Below are 17,772 nucleotides of genomic sequence, written 5' to 3'. Positions count from 1 at the left end.
CCACAAAATCCCCGCACACCAACCCCACAACCAGCGCTGGATCAACCATCGGCTTGGCCATGTTTCTCTCCTGCTCCAGATCATCGACGATGATGCGGTCGAAGCGGGGCATCGTTTCGGGCTGCCAGGGCAGGGCCTGGTCGGTCATCACGGTGAAGCTTCCGGGCTTCAGCCAGTTCGCGTCGAGGAATGGCGCGGGCCTGGGCACCAGGGTCACCGTCGTCACCACCATGTCGGCGCCTTCGATCGCGGCCTGTGCGGTGTCGCTGGGGATTGCTTGCAGTCCTCGCGAGCGCGCCATCTGGCAGAGTGCCTCGCGGTTGGCGGTGCCGCGGCCGAAGGCGCGGATTTCGCGCAAGGGGAAGAGGTCGGCGAATGCCTTCAGATGTCCACGCGCTTGCACCCCGCAGCCGATGAAGGCCAGGGATGACGCATCGCTTCTGGCCATGCGCCTGGCGGCGACGGCGCTCAAGGCGGCGGTGCGTTTCTCGGTCACCCAATTGCCGTCGACCAAGGCAAGCGGCAGGCCGGTTTCGGCGTCGAGCAGCGTGATCAGCGAATTCAGCGTCGGCAGTCCGCGTGCGGCGTTGCGCGGATTGACGACCAGCGACTTCGTCGCCAGCACGGGCGGCGTGGACGCAACGCCGAGCGTCGCCATGATGTAGCGGTCGTCGCCCGGCAGCACGACCGCCTTCGGCGCGCACCAGACCTCGCCGCGCCTCTGGCCTGATATCTGGCGTTCGATCTCGTCGACCATGTCGACTGTCGAGATCGACAGGCGGTCGAGCAGCGCGGATGACAGATAGGGCAAGGTTTCGGCGGCCAAGGCTTTCATCCTGTCATCGGATCATCAGACACCGCGAGAGGGCCAAGCGGCGCGTCGCGGGCAGGGGCGGCTCACGCCTCCAGCGTGGGTTCGGTATTCACCTCCAGCGCCTCTTCCGCCTCGTCGTCCTCGCCCAGCACCTCGCCATGCACGCCCAGCGCGCGGCCGATCCAGATCGGGTCGACCAGATGGTCGCGCTTGGGGTTGGTGGTGTTGGGGTGGATGAGGATGCTGAGGCCGCCATGGTTCAGCATCAGCCAGGGCACCAGCGTGGCGAAAATCTCGGTGGCGAAGGAGATCTGGTACATGGCCTGCTCGTGCGGACCGACCGGCTCGTCGCGCCAATTGCCCAGACGCACGCGAAAACGTTCGGCGATGCGCTGGCGCAGCCACTCGGCATGCCGCCGCTGCGCCTCTCCGTCATGGTAGATATGGGCGTGGTAGCTGGCGATCTCGGCGAGCGGCCGGGGTTGCCCGGCCGGCGTTGAACTGGCTTCGCTCATCTCGATCTTCCCCGGGGTGACGCCCCGAGGGAACTGTAGCCGAAGCATGGACGGCTTGTCTGTAGTCAGCCACCGCGTTTCCAGCAGGCGATGACATGGCCCGGCTCGACCTCGTTCGCCACGGGCTCGGCCTTGCGGCAGGCCTCGTCGGCCAGCGGGCAGCGGGCGACCAAGGACGCGGCCGTCGCTCCTGGCGTAGCCGTTGTGGCGACCGCAGCGATCGCAGGTTTGCCCTTGAGGCACAACCGCCCGCCCATTTGGGCAGGCGGTGACTTCCGCCAACTTGCTGGCGCGCCGCCGCCGTCAGGCTCAAGCTCAATATTTGACGTTGAAATTGAGTGTGACCTTTTCCTCGTGCTGAAGCTTCTTGCGGTCGGTGCCGTATACGTACTCCGCCGAGACGGAGGTGTTTCCGGCAGTGTCGACGTTGTAGAAAAGACCGGCGCCGTATTGATCCACGAAACGCTCGCCAATCGCGTCCCAGTAGAGGTTGGCATTGGCTTTGGCATAGAAGCGGTGACCGAACTTCTCGGGATAGAGGAATGCGGTGAGTTCGAAATCCCCGCCCAGCCAAAGGTATCGTGTGTTGTCAGCCAGGCCTGTGAAGCCGCCATCGTTGACCTGAACGCTGTCCACCCGAAGGATGGGTGTAACATACCAGCTGATGTAAGGATTATCCCTGCGCGTGATGCCCAGATGGTACCGCTCGTCGTAAGGCTGGACCGTTGCCTGGAAACCATAGCCGCTGGCTTCACCATGAAAGTCAGTGAGATAATACGCGCCGGCAGTGACGTAGGTGTATCGGAGGAGACCACCCTGAAGCTGGAGCTGAGCATCGAGGCCGATCTCGGCGTTGCTTTCGAGATCTCGGTTGCCCGTCCCGAATTCGCCCGCCAAGTCAGAGTAGGCGGCGAGTGAATAGCCGGCCAGGAAGCCTTCCGCTATGTCCTGCGCGCCCGGATCCGGGCATGCATTGCGAAAGAGGACAATGGCAGTGGCGGCGTCGATGGTCGCTGTCGTCTGACCGGCTATGTAGTCATGATCGACCTGAATCGACGCGCCCTTCGCCTGCTCGGCGCCGAGGGTGTTGTCATAGAGCGACATGTCGACCTTGTCGCGACGTAGGAACAGTTTCTGCTTGGCAGAACACTCCGGCTCGAGGTCTTTCTCTATCGCCGCATCGATGCCATCGAAGTCGATGTTGGCATCCTTGATCGGCACACGACCTTTGTCTTGCGAAAGCTTATCATAAAGCGGGCCGACAGTGGCCTGTACGGATTCGTCGTCGGTGAGGCGGCTTTCCGCCGTCTCGTAGATCGCGTGGATTTCTTTTGCACTCAATTTGCCATCGGTCGGATCGACATCGTAGGCGCGCAATACCGGGCTGGCATAGTGGAGGGCGAGAATGTGCATCTCCCGCTCGTCGAGATAGCCATCGTGGTTGAGGTCGTACCGTTCAGCCACAGACTCTTCCGCGGCCGCTGCGGAACTCAGTGCCAGCAGCGACACGACGGGCACCGTCAACAATCGCAAGGTCCTCATCCGATCAGGACCTTCCAGCCCATCTTCTTGTACTTTCGCAAAACGATCGTCGTGACATCATGGACGGTCGTCGCCTTGCTGAGATCCGCCACCGTGATCTTCAGGCCATCATCGCGAAAAGGCTTGTAGCTGCTGATCATATCCGGAAGGACGAGTGCGGGATTCGCGCCATCGAAGAAATCGGTCAGCGGGTCGAGCGTGTCGACCCCGATCTTGCCGGTTGGATCCAGTATCACTCTCAGGCGAGCCGACACAATGCTGACGCGGATGTTCTTCCCACTCAAGCTGTAGGCATAAATCGACTTTTTAACCATGGTCCCCACCATTGCTATGGTTAATAAATGATTTAACTTTAATCTTTGTTAGTGAATGAGTCTATGCGCGGCCATGGTCTTCCATAAATGTTTTTTACAAGGCGATATGACTTAGATTAATATCAATATGATATAAGTATTTTGTAGACGTTATTAGCAAATCAATCCTACCATTGAAGGAATGTTATAGAATTTTTACGTCTACAGAGGCATATTATTGCGGTCATTTTTGGATACGGAGAAGCATAATACTGCTGGCCAACTCAAACATTCGTGTAATGGTCCTCGATCATTCAAATCCGACAAAGAATATCCAGCCCAAATCATGGCGGCGCTGAAGGCGCGCAAGAAATGGGCGCCGGAGTGAAGCCACAGGCAAAGGCAATTTCGCAGATCGAGGCCGAGGCGCGGGTGGCGGACAACGCTTCTCCTTACCCCTCCAAGCAATGGTCCCAGACAAGCGGGAAGCGACTGAGTACGCGCTGCCAGCCGCACGGCTCGGCGGAAGGGCCAACCTCAGCCGGCGCGCTTCCAGCAGGCGATGACATGGCCCGGCTCGACCTCGCGTGGCACGGGTTCGGCGTTGCGACAGGCCTCGGCGGCCAGCGGGCAGCGGGCGGCGAAGGCGCAGCCGGCAAGGCTTGCATCCGAGCCGGCTTCGATGGCGGGTGACGCCTCGGCGATCGTCGCGGCCTGTCCCTCATTGGAAGACGCCGCCAGCAGCATTTGCGTGTAGGGGTGGTTGGGGCCGGCAAAAATTTGGTCGGAGGTGCCGGTCTCGACCAGGCGGCCGCGATAGAGCACGCCGATGCGGTCGGCCATGTAGCGCACGACGCGCAGATCATGGCTGATGAAGAGATAGGCGGTTTGCTTGCTCCTCTGCAGGTCGTTGAGCAGGTTGAGCACGGTCGCCTGCACCGAGACGTCGAGCGCCGAGGTCGGCTCGTCGAGCACCACCAGCCTCGGCAGGCCGGCGAAGGCGCGGGCGATCGCCGTGCGCTGGCGCTGGCCGCCAGACAGCGTTCCGGGCTTCTGCTCCGATGTCGTGCGGGCCAGGCGCACCGAGGCCAGCAGGTCGCCGACGCGTTGCGGTACGGCGCGGCGCGGCAGGCCGGCCAGCCGCCGCAGCGGCCGGCCGAGGATGCGGCCGATGCGCTGGCGCGGGTTGAGCGTTCGGTCGGGCGACTGGAACACCATCTGCACGTCGCGCCGCTCGGCCGGCTGGCGACGTTCGACCAGCGGCGCCACGGTCTTGCCGAACAGTTCGACGCTGCCCGCCGTCGGCGGCTGCAGGCCGGTGACGATGCGCGCCAGCGTCGACTTGCCGGAGCCGGATTCGCCGATCAGCCCAAAGGTCTCGCCGGCGGCGATGTCGAGGTCGATGCCGTGCAGCACCGGCTGGCCGCCGAAGGATTGTCTTATCCCCCGGCAGGAGACGGCGATCTCGCGCGGCCGGGCGGGGATGCTGTCGGTGGCCGGCGCGGGCGCGAGGTCGATGGGGCTGGCATCCTCGGCCAGCCTGCCGTCGCGCTTGGTGCGGGCGAGCGTCGGGATCGCCGCGACCAGCGCGCGTGTATAGGCGTGGCGCGGGCTGTCGAACACCTCCGTGGCGACACCGGTCTCGACGATCGCGCCAGCCTGCATCACCGAGACGCGGTCGCAGGAACGCCTGATCAGGTTGATGTCGTGGCTGATCAGCAGGATCGAGGTGCGGTGCTCGCGGCGCAGATCGTCGAGGATGGCGATGATCTCGGACTGGACGCTGGCGTCGAGCGCCGTGGTCGGCTCGTCCATCACCAGCAGCGCCGGGTCGAGCGCGATCGCGATGGCGATGTTGGCGCGCTGCTGCATGCCGCCCGACAATTCGTGCGGATAAAGTCTTAGCACGCGCTCGGGATTGGCGACGCGGACGCGGCCGAGCAGTTGCGCCGCGCGGCCAAGCGCGTCGTCATGATGCATCGGGCGGTGGCGCAGCAGCGTCTCGGTGATCTGGCCGCCAATGGTCATGCTCGGGTTCAGCGCCGAGCCCGGATGCTGGTAGACGGCGGCGATGCGGTCGCCGCGCAGCCGGCGGAGCTCGACGGCGGAGAGGTCGCGGATCTCGCGGTTCTCGAAGGCGAGCTGCGCGGCCTCGACCCGGGCGTGTTTGGGCAGGTAGCGCAGCACGGCCAGCGCCACCGAGCTCTTGCCCGAACCGGACTCGCCGACCAGCCCGAGCGCTTCGCCCTGGCCGATCTTCAGCGAAATGTCGTCGACCGCGCGATGGATGTGCCGGGCGCCCCGGTAGGAAATCGAGAGGTGCTCGACGCTCAGAACTGAAGAGGACATGCCCGAAACCACTTTCTGTCCGCGCGGCGATCGGGGGCAATCGCTTCCGCTTTCACATGGAACAATCTCTATAAAATTACTCGAATTAAGCCTGGGCGCAATCTAACTTTTACCGACTGAAGGTTTTCAGGGCACGGCCACACGCCGCCGCCCCTGAGATTTTCGCATGGACAGGGAAGGCTACCGGCATGTCGCACATGATCCTCAGCGCGTTCTTCTTCAACCCGCAGGGCGACCACCGCATGGCCTGGCGCCACCCGCGCGCGCCGGGCCGCGAAGTGCTCGACTTCGACTATTACCGCGAACTGGTGCAGGCGGCCGAACGGGCCACGATCGACACCATCTTCGTCGCCGACCACGTGTCGATCTGGGATTCGGTCAAGAGCGGGGTCGCACATTACGCCAATGCGCGGCTGGAGCCGCTGACGCTGCTGTCGGCGCTGGCCGGCGTGACCAAGCATATCGGCCTGATCACCACGGCGTCGAGCTCCTACAGCGAGCCCTATAATGTGGCGCGGCTGTTCGCCTCGCTCGACCATATCTCCAAGGGCAGGGCGTCGTGGAACGTCGTCACCTCGGCGATGGACGAGGAGGCGCGCAATTTCGGCCGCGACGGCAATATCGAGCACGCCTTCCGCTATGAGCGGGCCGGCGAATTCCTCGATATCGTCAAGGCGCTGTGGGACAGCTGGGAGGACGAGGCGCTCCTCATCGACAAAGAGACGGGCTATTTCGCCGACCCAGACAAGGTCCATCCGATCGACCACAAGGGCAAGCACTTCAAGGTGCGCGGGCCGCTCAACGTGTCGCGGCCGCCGCAGGGCCATCCGCTGATCGTGCAGGCCGGCTCGTCGGAGGACGGCAAGAATTTCGCCACCGCCCAGGCCGACGTGCATTTCGCCATCTTCTCCACGCGCGAAGACGGCATCAAATACCGGCAGGACATCAACGAGCGGCTGGCCCGCCACGGCAGGCGGCCGGAGAGCTTCAAGATCCTGCCCGGCATCCTGCCGATTGTCGCGGCGTCCGAGGCCGAGGGCCGCGACAAGCAGGAATATCTGCAGACGCTGCTGCCCGACCAGGTCGGCATCGATCTGTTGTCGAGCTGGAGCGGCATCGACCTGTCCGTCTACCCGCCCGACGGCCCGCTGCCGCCGCTGCCGGACGAAAGCACCTTCAATGGCGGGCGCACCTCGCTGAACCGGGTCAAGCAATGGTCGAGAGAGAACCTCAGCCTGCGCGACATCGCCCGCAAGCTCGCCAACAGCGGCTCGGTGCCGACGGTGGCCGGCACGCCCAGGCAGATCGCCGACCAGCTGGAAGACTGGTACGTCGCCGGCGCCTGCGACGGCTTCAACCTGATGTTCCCGCTGCTGCCGGAAGACTGGGTGAATTTCGCCGAACAGGTGGTGCCGGAACTGCAGCGGCGTGGCCTCGTGCCGACCGAATACGCGCCCGGCACGCTGCGCGACCGCTTCGGCCTTGCCCGCCCCGCCAACCGCTTCGCCGAGCAGCGCGCCAATCAGCGCGCCGTGTCCTGAGGAGGCCATCATGACCGCCGCGCCGAACCTCCAGCCTCGCGAAGCCAGCGCTCCGCGCCTCGTCAACGTGCTCACCAGCCCCAAGCGCGTGCGTGTGAAATTTGGCGGCCGCACTATCGCCGACAGCCGTAATGTGCTGGTGCTGCGCTCCAACCATTTCCTGCCGATCTATTTCTTCCCGCCATCCCAGGTCGATCCGTCGGTGCTGAAACCGTCGCTGCATCGCGAGCCGCATGCGGTCGGCGGCGAGACCGCCTATTGGGACATCGACAGCGGCGACAGACGCGCCGCCAACGCGGCCTGGTCGTTCACGGCGCCGCGGGACGAGAACCTGGCGCCGCTCGCCGGCCGCATCGCCTTCACCTGGAAGGCGGTCGACCAGTGGTTCGAGGAGGAAGAGGAAGTCTTCGTCCACGCCCGCGACCCCTATGCGCGCATCGACGTGCTGCAGAGTTCGAGCCATGTCGAGGTCTGGTTCGACGGCGAGATCATCGCCGACAGCCACCGCCCGGTGCTGCTGTTCGAGACCCATCTGCCGACGCGCTTCTACCTGCCGCCCGAGGATATCAGGGTCGACCGGCTGACGGCGTCCAGTTCCACGACGCGATGTCCCTACAAGGGCATCGCCTCCTACTGGTCGGGCCTGCTCGGGGATGGTTCGGTTCGCCCCGACATCGCCTGGAGTTATCGCGAGCCGATCGACGAGGTTTCCAAGATCAAGGGCCTGATCGCCTTCTATCCGCAAGCGGTCGACCGCATCCATCTCGACGGCCAGCCGGCCTGACGGCGGCTTTTTTCCAGCTCCCCTTTCAAGAGAGAAAAACAATGACGAGACGTTCCGACATCGAACTTTTGCGCAATCAATCCCGCCGCACTGCGTCCAGTGACATCTGGAATGTCGCGGTCGACGAATACGCGCAAGGCTTCCTCAAGCGCCGCGACCTCTTGAAATACGCAGCACTGCTCGGCCTCACCGGCTTTGCCGCCTCGCAGGGGCTGTTCACATCTGGCGCACGCGCGGCGACCGCCGGCGGCACGGTGCGCGTCGGCCTGGGACAGCCGACCAAGGCGATCGATCCGGTCACCATCACCGATCCGGCCAGCATCGGCGTGATCAGCCAGGTCGGCGAGTATCTTATCCTCGACGATCCCAAGGACGGGCTGCAGCCGAAGCTTGCCCTGTCCTGGGAAGCCGACGAGACCGCCAAGCGCTGGACCTTCAAGCTACGGCCAGGCGTGAAATTCCACGACGGCCGCACCGTGACCGCCAAGGATGTGGTGGCAAGCTTCGAACGGCTTGTCGATCCGGCCAGCGGCTCCTCGGCCTTGTCGGCCTATAAGGGCATCTTGTCCAAGGGCGGCGCCAAGGCCGTCGACGACGAGACGGTCGCCTTCGATCTCGACCAGTCGAACAGCAACTTCCCGTTCTACGTCTCCTCCGACGTCTACAATGCCGTCATCGTGCCGGCCGATTATGCCGGCGATTTCGAGAAGACTTTCAACGGCACCGGCCCGTTCAAGCTGGAAAGCTTCCGCCCCAAGCAAGGCGCCAGCTTCGTGCGCAATCCCGACTATTGGGGCGACAAGGCGCTCCCCGACCGCGTCGAGATCAAGTTCTTCGACGACGAACAGGCGCAGGTGCTGGCGCTGCAGGCCGGCCAGATCGACGTCATTCCGAGCACCACACGGCTGGAACTGGCGATCGAGGGCAATCCCAATTTCAAGCTGCTCAGCGTGCAGGCAAGCTCGCATGACCCGGCGCATCTCAGAACCGACCAGGCGCCGTTCACCAACAAGCGCATCCGCCGCGCCCTGGCGCTGACCATCGACCGCGAAGCGGTGGTCAAGGGCCTGCTCAAGGGCCGCGCCATCGTCGGCAACGACACGCCCTTCGCGCCGATCTTCCCCTCGGCCGATCCATCGGTGCCGCAGCGCAAGCAAGACATCGCCGAGGCCAAGCGCCTGCTCGGCGAGGCCGGCGTGCCCAACGGGTTCGAGGTGACGCTGACCACCGAGCGCGCCTATGACATTCCCGACTACGCGGTGATCATCCAGAATTTCGCGAAGAAGGCCGGCATCGACATCAAGCTCAACGTGCTGCCGCAGGATGCCTATTACGGCTCGGCGACGTTCGGCTCCTCGCCCTGGCTGGACTCCAATCTCGGCATCACCGATTTCGGCCATCGCGGCACGCCCGACATCTTCCTCAACGCGACGCTGAAGAGTTCAGGCGCCTGGAACGCGGCGCATTTCAACAATGCGGACTATGATGCGCTGCTCATCGACTATGGCAAGGCGCGCGACCTGCAGGCGCAGCGGCTCGCCGCCGGCAAGATACAGACCTTGCTGCTCGACGAGACGCCGCTGATCATCAGCTATTTCTCGCAATACAGCCGCATCGTCAGCGCCAGGGTCGAAGGCGTGCGCTTCACCGCCATCTCGCACCTGCTGCTCGACAAAGTGTCGTTCGTTTGAGCGGCATCGCCACGATCGCGATCGTCCGGCCCGTGGCGGCGCGGACAGGCTCGCTGCTGCTCACGCTGTGGCTGGTCAGCGCGCTGGTCTTCCTCGCCGGGCAGGTGCTGCCCGGCGATGTCGGCCGCGTCATGCTTGGTCCGTTCGCGGACGCGCAGGCGGTCGCCGAGTTGAACCGCAAGCTCGGCACCGACCAGCCGATCCTCGAACAATACTGGCACTGGTTCAGCAAGGCGATCACGGGGGATTTCGGCGACTCGCTGTCGATGCGCGCGCCGGTGGCGCCGTTCGTCCTGCAAGGCATCCGCAACTCCGCGGCACTCGCCGGAATCGTGCTTTTGTTCCTGGTGCCGATCGGCATCGGCGCCGGTGTCGCCGCCGGCCTGCGCTCGGGGAGCCTTCTCGACAGGGCGATCGTGCTGACCGGCGTCTCGCTCTCGATCGTGCCGGATTTCGTCTCCGGACTGTTGCTGCTGATGGTCTTCGGCCTGTGGTTGGCCTGGTTTCCGATCACCGGTGCGGCGCCGGATGGGGCCGGCTTCTGGACGACCAGCTACTATCTCGTCTTGCCGGCGCTGCCGCTGGTCTTGAACCTTATCGGCTATGTCGCGCGCATGACCAGGGCAGGGGTGATAGAGGCGCGTGCGGCCGACTATACGCGCACCGCGATCCTCAAGGGGCTGAGCCCCTCGCAAGTGCTGTTCAAGCACGTGCTGCGCAACGCGCTGGTGCCGACGGTGGCGGTCATCGCCACGCAGAGCGGCTTCCTGCTCGGCGGGCTGGTGGTGATCGAGGCGCTGTTCGGCATACAGGGGCTCGGCAATCTGGTTCTGAGCGCCGCCAAGGCGCGCGACTTCCCGATGCTCGAGGCCGGCGTGCTGGTGATGGCGGCGATCTTCGTGTCGACGGCCGCGATCGGCGATCTCCTGCAGGCGCTGCTCGATCCGCGCCAGCGCCGCCGGGCCACGCCATGACCGATTTGGCGCAATCACCGATGCGCGGCGACATCAGGCTCTCCTGGATTGGCAGATTGCGCGGCTTTTTGCTTGGCGTGGCGCCGTCGACCTTGATTGGCTCGACGGTGCTGCTGTTCTGGGTCGCCTGCGCGCTGTTCGGCGCGCTGTTCGTCCCGTTCGATCCCTATGCCGAGGATTTCCTGTCGATGATGACGGCGCCCGACGCGGTGCACTGGTTCGGCACCGACCAGCTCGGCCGCGACGTGCTTTCGCGCATCATCGTCGGCTCGCGCGACATCCTCATGGTGGCGCCGCTGGCGACGCTGGCGGGCGTTGCTTCAGGCAGTGTCATCGGTCTGGTGCTCGGCACTTTCGGCGGCCTGGTCGATGCCGTCGGCGCGCGGCTGCTTGATGCCGTCATGTCGCTGCCCTTCATCGTGCTGGTGACGATGGCGCTGGTGGCGATCGGCCCGTCCAACTTCACCGTCATCGCGGTGATCGGTCTTGCCTATGCGCCGCTGGTGGCGCGCACGGTGCGCACCGCAGCGCGCGAACAGCGCGAGCGCGACTATATCAACGCCGCACGGCTGGCCGGCGAAGGGAGGCTGGCGATTATGTTCCTGGAAATCCTGCCCAATGTCCGAGAAACCATCCTGATCGAGCTGATCACCCGGCTCGGCTACGCCTTCTTCTCGATCGCGACGCTCTCCTTCCTCGGCCTCGGCATCCAGCCGCCATCGGCCGACTGGGGGCTGGCGATCGCCGACGGCTACGGTTTTCTCACCGGCGGCAAATGGTGGGTGGTGGTGTTCAACTCCGCCGCCATCATCTCGCTGGTGATGGCCACCAACCTGATCGCGCAAGGGATCGGCGCGTTTGAGAACAGCGACAAGTGAGTTGTAAAACCTAGGCGAGCAGGCCGTGAATGGTGGCGGCCACGGCTGCCGGTGCGTAGGGCTTGGGCAGGAAGACGCCACCGCTCGGCATCGCGTCCCGGGACGGCTGCTGCTTGCCCGAGGTGATGATGATCTTGACCGGCGGCCAGCGGTCGCGCACGGCGGCCGACAGGCGCAGGCCGTCCATCGAACCCGGCATGTCGATGTCGGTGAACAGGATGGCGATGTCCTGCCGGCTCTCCAGCATGCGGATCGCCTGGTCGGCGTTGCTCGCCTCCAGCACATCGAACCCCACCTCGCGCAGTTCATCGGCAATGGCGAACAGCAAAAAGGCCTCGTCTTCGACGACAAGGACTGTGACGGGGGGCTGACTGGTCATGGCATGCCTATCTAGTCAGTAAGGGGCCGTCGGCAACTGGGGTGCCGGCGCGTCCAGCACACATTCGACGCCGTCGGGATGGTAGTCGATCCGCACCGCCCCGCCGAAATCGGTGCCCAGCACACGCTCGATGAGGAACCGTCCGAAGCCGCGCCGGCTGGGCGGCGTCACCGGCGGGCCGCCGCTTTCGCGCCAGCGCCAGATCAGTCTGATGTCGCCTGGCCGGTCATGCGACGGCCGCAGCGACCATTTGATCGCCACTTTGCCTTCGGCTGTCGACAGGGCGCCATATTTCAGCGCGTTGGTGGCAAGCTCGTTGACGGCCAGAGCCAGCGTCAGCGCCATCTTCGGATTGATCGGCAGCGCCGGACCGGACACGGTGATCTGGGCCACCGGGAAGGCGGCGATGGTGTTGTCGACCACTTCGCGGATGGAGGCGCTGGTCCAGCGGGTCTTGTTCAGGATGTCGTGCGCGTTGGCCAGCGCGCGCAGCCGTTCGTTGAAGGTGGCGCTCGCGGTGGCGATATCGGTGTTGCGCAGGGTCTGCGAGGCGATCGCCGCCACCATCGCCAGGATGTTCTTGATGCGGTGCTCGAGTTCGTGGGTCAGCAATTCCTGTCTCGCCTGCGCCTCGCGCCGGTCGGTGACATCCTGCATGACGCCGAACATCTTGAGCGGCTTGCCGGTCTCGTCATGGACGAAGTCGATATGGCGCGACAGCCAGCGAAGCTCGCCGGTGTCGGGCCGCCGGATGCGGTACTCCACGGCGGGTGCCGCCGTGCCTTGTTCCCGCGTCCGGGGGTTGGAGCGGACGTCCTTGTCCTCCGGAATGACGATGTTTTCTAGCACCGAGATGTGCACGCTGTCACGCGGCGGCAGCCCCCAGAGCCCCCAGAAGCCTTCGGAGCCGACCACGGTCCCCGTGGCTATGTCGAGTTCGAGCGCCGCGATGCCGGCGGCATTTTGCGACAGTTGCAAGCGGCGTTCGCTTTGCAGCAGGGCCTGTGCCACCTGCTTCTGGTCGTCGATGTCGGTGTTGGTGCCGATCCAGCGCACGATGGCGCCGTCCGTGTCGCGGATGGGAACGGCGCGGGCGATGAACCAGCGATAGAGGCCGTCATGCCGGCGCAGGCGGAATTCGGTCTCGTAGAATGTGCCGGCGGCCAATGCCTGACGCCATTTCCCCTCGGCCATCCCGATGTCGTCGGGGTGGACGATCGCGGCCCAGCCCTGGCTATCCAGCGCACCGGCGGCGGCGCCCGAATAATCGTGGACGCGCGGGTTGAACCAGTCGAGCAGCCCTTGTGGCGTCGCCGTCCAGACGTGGTTCGGCATGGCTTCGGCGAAGGTGCGGAACTGGGTCTCGCTCTGGCGCAGCGCCTGTTCGGCGAGCAGGCGGTCGGTGACGTCGACGCCCTGGACGAAGATGCCGAACACCTCGCCCGCGGGGTTGCGCACCGGCTGGTAGACGAGGTCGATGAAGCGGTCCTCGATCGCGGCACCGGGTGTGCGCTGCAACTCGGTCTTCAAGGCGTAGCCGATGAACGCTTCGCCGGAGGAGTACACCCGGTCGAGCAGTTCGAAGAAGCCCTGGCCCTCTATCTCGGGCAGCGCTTGACGGATCGGCAGGCCGATGATGTCGCGATGGCCGACAAGCTGCATATAGGCGGCGTTGGTCAGTTCGACGATGTGCCGCGGACCCGACAGCATGGCCATGAAACCAGGCGCCTGCTCGAACATCTGGCGCTGCCGGTCGCGCTCGCCCGCCTGCCAGCGTTCCGCCGCGACCTTCGCGGTCGTCTCGATGACGATGGCGATGACACCGGCTGGCTCGCCGCTCTCGTCGAGCACCGGCGAATAGTCGAGGTCGAGCCACACCTGCTCGGGCTTGCCGGTGCGGTTGAGCGTCAGAACCTGCTCGCGATAGGCGAGCGTGCCGCCGCCTAGGCAGACCTTCATGATGTTGTCGTTGAAGTCGGCCACTTCGGGCCAGCCTTCGCGCACCTTGGAGCCGAGCAATTGGGGATGACGCCCGCCGGCGAATTCCGAATAGCCGTCATTGTAGATCATGATGCCGTCTTCGCCCCACAGCATGACGATCGGCACCTTTGAACGCAGGATGAGCGACACCGCCGTCTTCAGGCTCTGCGGCCAGCCCTCTATCGGGCCGATCGAGGTCGAGGCCCAGTCGAAGTCCGCGATCAGGCAGCCAAGCCGCCCGCCGCCGGAAAGAAAGGGATGACGAAGCTCGGTTAAGGCGCCCGTGCTGGCTGGCATGGTGTCTCGTGGATCGATCGGCGTCATGCGAGGCCGGTGGTCGCTAACGTGTCGGCGGCCGCCCGACATTGCCAAGGATGGGCCGCCAAGGAGCCGAGGCTTCGCGCCACGGGCGCATTGCCGGGCTGTCTCGCAGTCGATGAGATCGTGATCACATGCCTGTCCCCTCGGGGCAAACCCGGGAGAGGGCCGATCGGTTCCCGATATAAGAGAATTTTCGTTGCGCGGCTACCGGCTCGCCACGCAATAGTCGGCTATTCGATCGAATTTCTTTGCCAACCGTTAATGCGGCCATGCGTCAATAAGCATTCGCTAATTATCGGCGCGCGTGGGGTAGGCAATGACCAAGAATCTCGGCAACGCACGCTATGTGCCGCCCAAGGACGCAAGCATTTCCCTCTTCGGCAAGGTCGCGCCGGCGCTGTTCCCGCTCGTCGCGGCGGCGCTGGGCTACATGATCGGGCGGCAGTTCTTCGGGCTTTAGATCGAAAACGCGTCAGGCGCCGACCTCGGCTGCCGCTTCCTCGGCGGCGGCTTCGGTTCGGCGGACGCGGTCGCTGGCCAGAAGCACGACCGGGCAGGCGATGGCGGCCAGTACGGCGGTCGCCGTGTCGCCGAAGAACAGCTCTTCGCCGGGTCGCTGGGTGACGCCCATCACCACCATGGCGGCGCCCTTGGCCGCTTCCCTGGCGATCGCCTTGTCGGGCGTGGCGCGTGTCCTGATCGCCGTTTCCACGGCGACGCCGTAGCGGTCGGCGAGATCGGCGACATCCTTGAGCACGGCCTCCTCGCGGCGGTGCGAGACCGAGCCTGGCCGGCCGCCCTTGCGCGCCTGCGAGACATAAAGGACTTTGACGCGCGCCCGGTGCGGCCGCGCCAGGGCGAGCGCGAAGTCGGCCGCGCGCCGCGCCACCTCGGTGCCGTTGACGGGAACCAGGATGGTCGCGCCGGCGCGCAGCATCGGCATCTTGCCATCAGCCTTGGGGCCATTCAGCACCAGGCAGAGCGGGCCGTCGAAGCCGCCGGTGATGTCGTTCAACGTGGCGCTGAAAGTGCCCTTGTCGGTCAGCGCGTTGTCCAGCCCGACCAGCAGCAGGCCGTAGCCCTTGCGGGCCTCGGCGGCGATCGTCTCTGTAGTGGCTGCAAGCTCGGTGCGGGCCGTGAGGTGGACCTTGTCGACGGGCGTATCCTCGGCCTTGCTGACGGCCCGGGCACTTTTGGCCGCGCCCCTCTTGACCTGCTTGGAGGCTCGCTCGGGACCTTTGTCGCGGGCAGGGCCGGGCAGTTCGCCGCCCTCCAGGTGAAGCAGCGTGGTCGGCATGCCGCTGCCGCCGCCGACGAGACCGGCGAGATAGGCGGTGAACTTGCCGACCGGGCTGTCGTCGACAAGCAGCAGCAAGCGCTCCAGCTTGGAGACGAAGCCGCGCTCGTCGAGCAGTTCGCGGTCGACGCGCTGCTTTTCGGCGTCGCCAACCGGCAGCCGGCCGAGCGCCCAGCGCAGCATTGGCGGCATGGCGAGCGTGGTGATGACGGCCATGGTGACGATCATCGTGAACAGATTGTGGGAGAGGATGTTCATCGACAGGCCGATCGAGGCGACGATGACCTCGGTCGAGCCCCGCGCGTTCATGGCGCTGCCGACGGCGGTCGACTCCTTCAGCGACATGCCGGCCAGCCTGCCGCCGAGGAAGGCGCCCGAGAATTTGCCGATGCTGGCGATCAGCACCAACGCCAGCGTCAGCAGCGCCAGCGTCGGGTCGACAAGCACGGTGAGGTCGGCGGACAGGCCGGCCATGCCGAAGAACACCGGCATGAACAGTGCCGTGATGACGCCGCGCAGCTGGCCCTCGATATGGTCTGACAGGATCGGCGATTCTCCGACCAGTATGCCGGCGACGAAGGCGCCGAGCACGGTGTGGACGCCGATCAGATTGGTGATCAGCGCCATCACGCCCATGATGATGAGGATCACGGATATGACGGCGTATTCGCTGCGGAAGGAGTCGTTGCTCCAGCGGATCAGGGTGAACACCAGGCGGCGGCCGATGGTGAAGGAGAACACCATGAACAGCGCCACTTCAGCGACCGTCAGGAACAATGGCAGCACCTGCAGGCTGCCATTTGTGGCGATGCCGAAGGTGACGGCGATGACCAGCCAGCCGATCGTGTCCTCGATGATCGCCGAGGAGACGATGACCTGGCCGAGATTGCGGCGCATGAAGTTCATCTCGCGCACCACCATCGCGACGATCTTTACCGAGGAAATCGACAGCGCCGTGCCGAGGAACAGCCCGGCGACGATGCGCTCGCTCGGCTCTGGCAGAAGCGTGTCCGGCAAGACCTGCGCCAGCGCGAAACCGCAGGCAAAGGGCAGCACGACGCCGGTGATCGAGATCGAAAAACAGGCCGCGCCCACCCGCCGCACGAGGCGCAGATCCGTCTCCATGCCGGTGAGCAGGAGGAGCAGCAGAATGCCGAGCTGCGAGACGGCATCGATCATGCTTTTTTGCGCCGGGTCGGGGGAGAAGATCAGATGCTGCGCGTCGGGCCAGAGCCAGCCGAACAGCGAGGGCCCGAGCAGGATGCCGCCGATCAGCTGGCCCATGATCGCCGGCTGGCCATAGCGCTGGAAGATTTCACCGAGGCCACGGCCGACCAGAAGGAGGAGCACGATCTCGGCGACGAACAGCCCCTCGGCCGAGCCGCCCATGCCCGAGGCGTGGCCGGCCGGCTGCGCGGCCAGCGCCTGGTTTGCCGGTGCGAGTGCGAGAAAGGCCAGCGAAAGAGCGGCCGCGGTGCCGTGCGACCTTGTTGCCAGTGGGTGGATCATGGGTCCCTTCAAGACGCCGCCGCGGACTGACCATCACAACGCGCGGCTGAGGTTTGCGTTGCAGCCATCCGCCGCGAGGTGTTGGCCCAGCATCGAACTCAGACATCGAACTCAGACGTGGACGTCGCCGAAGGAGAGTTCGCCGTCGTCGCCCGGCGTCAGGAAGGCGGCTGCCACCAAACCGGCGTAGAGGAGGGCAACCGCGGCGACGATGACGATGCCCGGAATGGGACCGAGCGCCGCGGCACTCACGGCCTCACGCAATGTGCCGGCAAAGCCGACCGGCACGCCTTGGTCGATCAGGCTCGGGGTCGACAGTTTGAGGATCCAGGCGAGCAGCAGGATCAGCATCATGTGCAGGTAGTTGCGGCGCAGACGGCGCGCCAGCGCCACACGTTGTGAAACCAGGAATTTCGGCGTGCGCAGGCTTTCACCGACGACCAGCAGCCAGTCGGAGGCGAAGTCGGGCTGCGGCGAGAAGATCTGCGCGAAATAATGGCGCTCGAACTGGCGCACGCGGGCGCGGTACACATCGAAGAACCGGTAGCGGCGCGCCTCGATCCACAACAAAAGCAGCACCAGCAGCATGGCGAACAGCAGCACGCCGTGATGGGCGCTGGCCGTTGACAGCGACACCGACAGCATCGCCGCGACAACCGTGATCGCCCAATTGCTGGTGCGGTCGAGGCGGTCGCGCCAGCCGGCCATGCGGGCGATCTCGGCGCGATGGAAATGCGACATCACGGTGACCAGTTCACCTGGCGAAAGCGGCCTGCCGACGGGTGTTGCCGGCATATCGTCCATGAGTTCCTCCCGCCTGATAAAACGTGGTGGAAGCGATCTCGTTCCATAGCGGTGGCCCGCGCCAAGGGGAGGCTCCGTCGTGACTGGCGGATCGTCGCGGC

General features: G+C 65.1%; 15 protein-coding genes. 6 read left to right on the top strand and 9 right to left on the bottom strand.

Translation table 11 applies throughout. From position 1 onward, the window contains the following. The 5 genes from FJ948_RS24730 to FJ948_RS24710 all read right to left on the bottom strand — a co-directional run. Positions 1-826: ornithine cyclodeaminase family protein (locus FJ948_RS24730; protein ID WP_246677609.1), on the bottom strand; the 826-nt coding region annotated here is incomplete at its 3' end. 71 nt (positions 827-897) lie between these two features. Further along, positions 898-1,329 (bottom strand): DOPA 4,5-dioxygenase family protein, encoded by a 432-nt coding sequence (locus tag FJ948_RS24725; protein ID WP_140709067.1) that lies wholly within the window; start codon positions 1,327-1,329, stop codon positions 898-900. Positions 1,330-1,644: 315 nt separating this feature from the next. After that, positions 1,645-2,853: a hypothetical protein gene (locus tag FJ948_RS24720; protein WP_140709065.1), complete on the bottom strand. Its 1,209-nt coding sequence runs from the start codon at positions 2,851-2,853 to the stop codon at positions 1,645-1,647. A gap of 14 nt (positions 2,854-2,867) precedes the next feature. Then, the gene (locus FJ948_RS24715) at positions 2,868-3,185 is read right to left on the bottom strand and encodes a hypothetical protein (protein ID WP_140709063.1); all 318 of its coding nucleotides are present in this window, start codon (positions 3,183-3,185) and stop codon (positions 2,868-2,870) included. Positions 3,186-3,701: 516 nt separating this feature from the next. After that, on the bottom strand, positions 3,702-5,513 hold the full coding sequence (locus tag FJ948_RS24710; RefSeq protein WP_140709061.1) for an ABC transporter ATP-binding protein: 1,812 nt from the start codon (positions 5,511-5,513) through the stop codon (positions 3,702-3,704). A gap of 188 nt (positions 5,514-5,701) precedes the next feature. Between FJ948_RS24710 and FJ948_RS24705 the strand changes: the two genes are divergently transcribed. The 5 genes from FJ948_RS24705 to FJ948_RS24685 are packed head-to-tail and all read left to right on the top strand — an operon-like array spanning position 5,702 to position 11,381. Continuing rightward, positions 5,702-7,054: an LLM class flavin-dependent oxidoreductase gene (locus FJ948_RS24705; RefSeq protein WP_140709059.1), complete on the top strand. Its 1,353-nt coding sequence runs from the start codon at positions 5,702-5,704 to the stop codon at positions 7,052-7,054. A 10-nt stretch (positions 7,055-7,064) separates the two neighbouring features. After that, complete coding sequence (locus FJ948_RS24700; protein ID WP_140709057.1) at positions 7,065-7,838, top strand: DUF427 domain-containing protein; 774 nt, start codon at positions 7,065-7,067, stop codon at positions 7,836-7,838. A 41-nt stretch (positions 7,839-7,879) separates the two neighbouring features. Next, a complete protein-coding gene (locus tag FJ948_RS24695; protein ID WP_140709055.1) occupies positions 7,880-9,529 on the top strand; it encodes an ABC transporter substrate-binding protein in 1,650 nt (549 codons plus the stop codon). Continuing rightward, the gene (locus FJ948_RS24690; RefSeq protein WP_246677608.1) at positions 9,526-10,503 is read left to right on the top strand and encodes an ABC transporter permease; all 978 of its coding nucleotides are present in this window, start codon (positions 9,526-9,528) and stop codon (positions 10,501-10,503) included. The genes FJ948_RS24695 and FJ948_RS24690 overlap by 4 nt, the downstream gene beginning before the upstream one ends. Next, positions 10,500-11,381 (top strand): ABC transporter permease, encoded by an 882-nt coding sequence (locus FJ948_RS24685; protein ID WP_140709053.1) that lies wholly within the window; start codon positions 10,500-10,502, stop codon positions 11,379-11,381. Before FJ948_RS24690 ends, FJ948_RS24685 begins: the two co-directional genes overlap by 4 nt. A 10-nt stretch (positions 11,382-11,391) precedes the next feature. On the opposite strand, the gene FJ948_RS24680 is transcribed toward FJ948_RS24685, so the two are convergent. Together FJ948_RS24680 and FJ948_RS24675 are read right to left on the bottom strand one after the other, a co-directional pair. After that, positions 11,392-11,760, bottom strand: coding sequence for a response regulator (locus FJ948_RS24680; RefSeq protein WP_140709051.1), 369 nt, complete (start codon positions 11,758-11,760; stop codon positions 11,392-11,394). Positions 11,761-11,775: 15 nt separating this feature from the next. Continuing rightward, the gene (locus tag FJ948_RS24675; RefSeq protein ID WP_140709049.1) at positions 11,776-14,037 is read right to left on the bottom strand and encodes a PAS domain S-box protein; all 2,262 of its coding nucleotides are present in this window, start codon (positions 14,035-14,037) and stop codon (positions 11,776-11,778) included. 340 nt (positions 14,038-14,377) lie between these two features. Here FJ948_RS24675 and FJ948_RS30390 point away from each other — a divergent pair, with 340 nt between their 5' ends. Beyond that, complete coding sequence (locus tag FJ948_RS30390; protein ID WP_181173799.1) at positions 14,378-14,521, top strand: hypothetical protein; 144 nt, start codon at positions 14,378-14,380, stop codon at positions 14,519-14,521. Between the two features lie 12 nt (positions 14,522-14,533). Here FJ948_RS30390 and FJ948_RS24670 read toward each other — a convergent pair whose 3' ends face one another. Both FJ948_RS24670 and FJ948_RS24665 read right to left on the bottom strand, forming a co-directional pair. Further along, the gene (locus FJ948_RS24670; RefSeq protein ID WP_140709115.1) at positions 14,534-16,747 is read right to left on the bottom strand and encodes a cation:proton antiporter; all 2,214 of its coding nucleotides are present in this window, start codon (positions 16,745-16,747) and stop codon (positions 14,534-14,536) included. Between the two features lie 231 nt (positions 16,748-16,978). Further along, positions 16,979-17,671, bottom strand: a complete 693-nt coding sequence (locus FJ948_RS24665; protein ID WP_140709048.1) for a DUF2270 domain-containing protein — start codon at positions 17,669-17,671, stop codon at positions 16,979-16,981. Positions 17,672-17,772: the final 101 nt, after the last annotated feature.

The sequence above is a fragment of the Mesorhizobium sp. B2-3-12 genome, assembly GCF_006442205.1.
In the GTDB taxonomy this organism is placed as follows: Bacteria; Pseudomonadota; Alphaproteobacteria; order Rhizobiales; family Rhizobiaceae; genus Mesorhizobium.
The sequence above is the reverse complement of the archived record's forward strand: the minus strand, read 5'-3'. Positions and strand labels throughout refer to the sequence as shown.

Coding starts and splice junctions, on each gene's coding strand:
- FJ948_RS24705 (WP_140709059.1), top strand. CDS start 5,702: ATGTCGCACATGATCCTCAGCGCGTTCTTCTTCAACCCGCAGGGCGAC.
- FJ948_RS24685 (WP_140709053.1), top strand. CDS start 10,500: ATGACCGATTTGGCGCAATCACCGATGCGCGGCGACATCAGGCTCTCC.
- FJ948_RS30390 (WP_181173799.1), top strand. CDS start 14,378: ATGACCAAGAATCTCGGCAACGCACGCTATGTGCCGCCCAAGGACGCA.
- FJ948_RS24725 (WP_140709067.1), bottom strand. CDS start 1,329: ATGAGCGAAGCCAGTTCAACGCCGGCCGGGCAACCCCGGCCGCTCGCC.
- FJ948_RS24710 (WP_140709061.1), bottom strand. CDS start 5,513: ATGTCCTCTTCAGTTCTGAGCGTCGAGCACCTCTCGATTTCCTACCGG.
- FJ948_RS24680 (WP_140709051.1), bottom strand. CDS start 11,760: ATGACCAGTCAGCCCCCCGTCACAGTCCTTGTCGTCGAAGACGAGGCC.
- FJ948_RS24700 (WP_140709057.1), top strand. CDS start 7,065: ATGACCGCCGCGCCGAACCTCCAGCCTCGCGAAGCCAGCGCTCCGCGC.
- FJ948_RS24675 (WP_140709049.1), bottom strand. CDS start 14,037: ATGCCAGCCAGCACGGGCGCCTTAACCGAGCTTCGTCATCCCTTTCTT.
- FJ948_RS24670 (WP_140709115.1), bottom strand. CDS start 16,747: ATGGGCGGCTCGGCCGAGGGGCTGTTCGTCGCCGAGATCGTGCTCCTC.
- FJ948_RS24695 (WP_140709055.1), top strand. CDS start 7,880: ATGACGAGACGTTCCGACATCGAACTTTTGCGCAATCAATCCCGCCGC.
- FJ948_RS24665 (WP_140709048.1), bottom strand. CDS start 17,671: ATGGACGATATGCCGGCAACACCCGTCGGCAGGCCGCTTTCGCCAGGT.
- FJ948_RS24715 (WP_140709063.1), bottom strand. CDS start 3,185: ATGGTTAAAAAGTCGATTTATGCCTACAGCTTGAGTGGGAAGAACATC.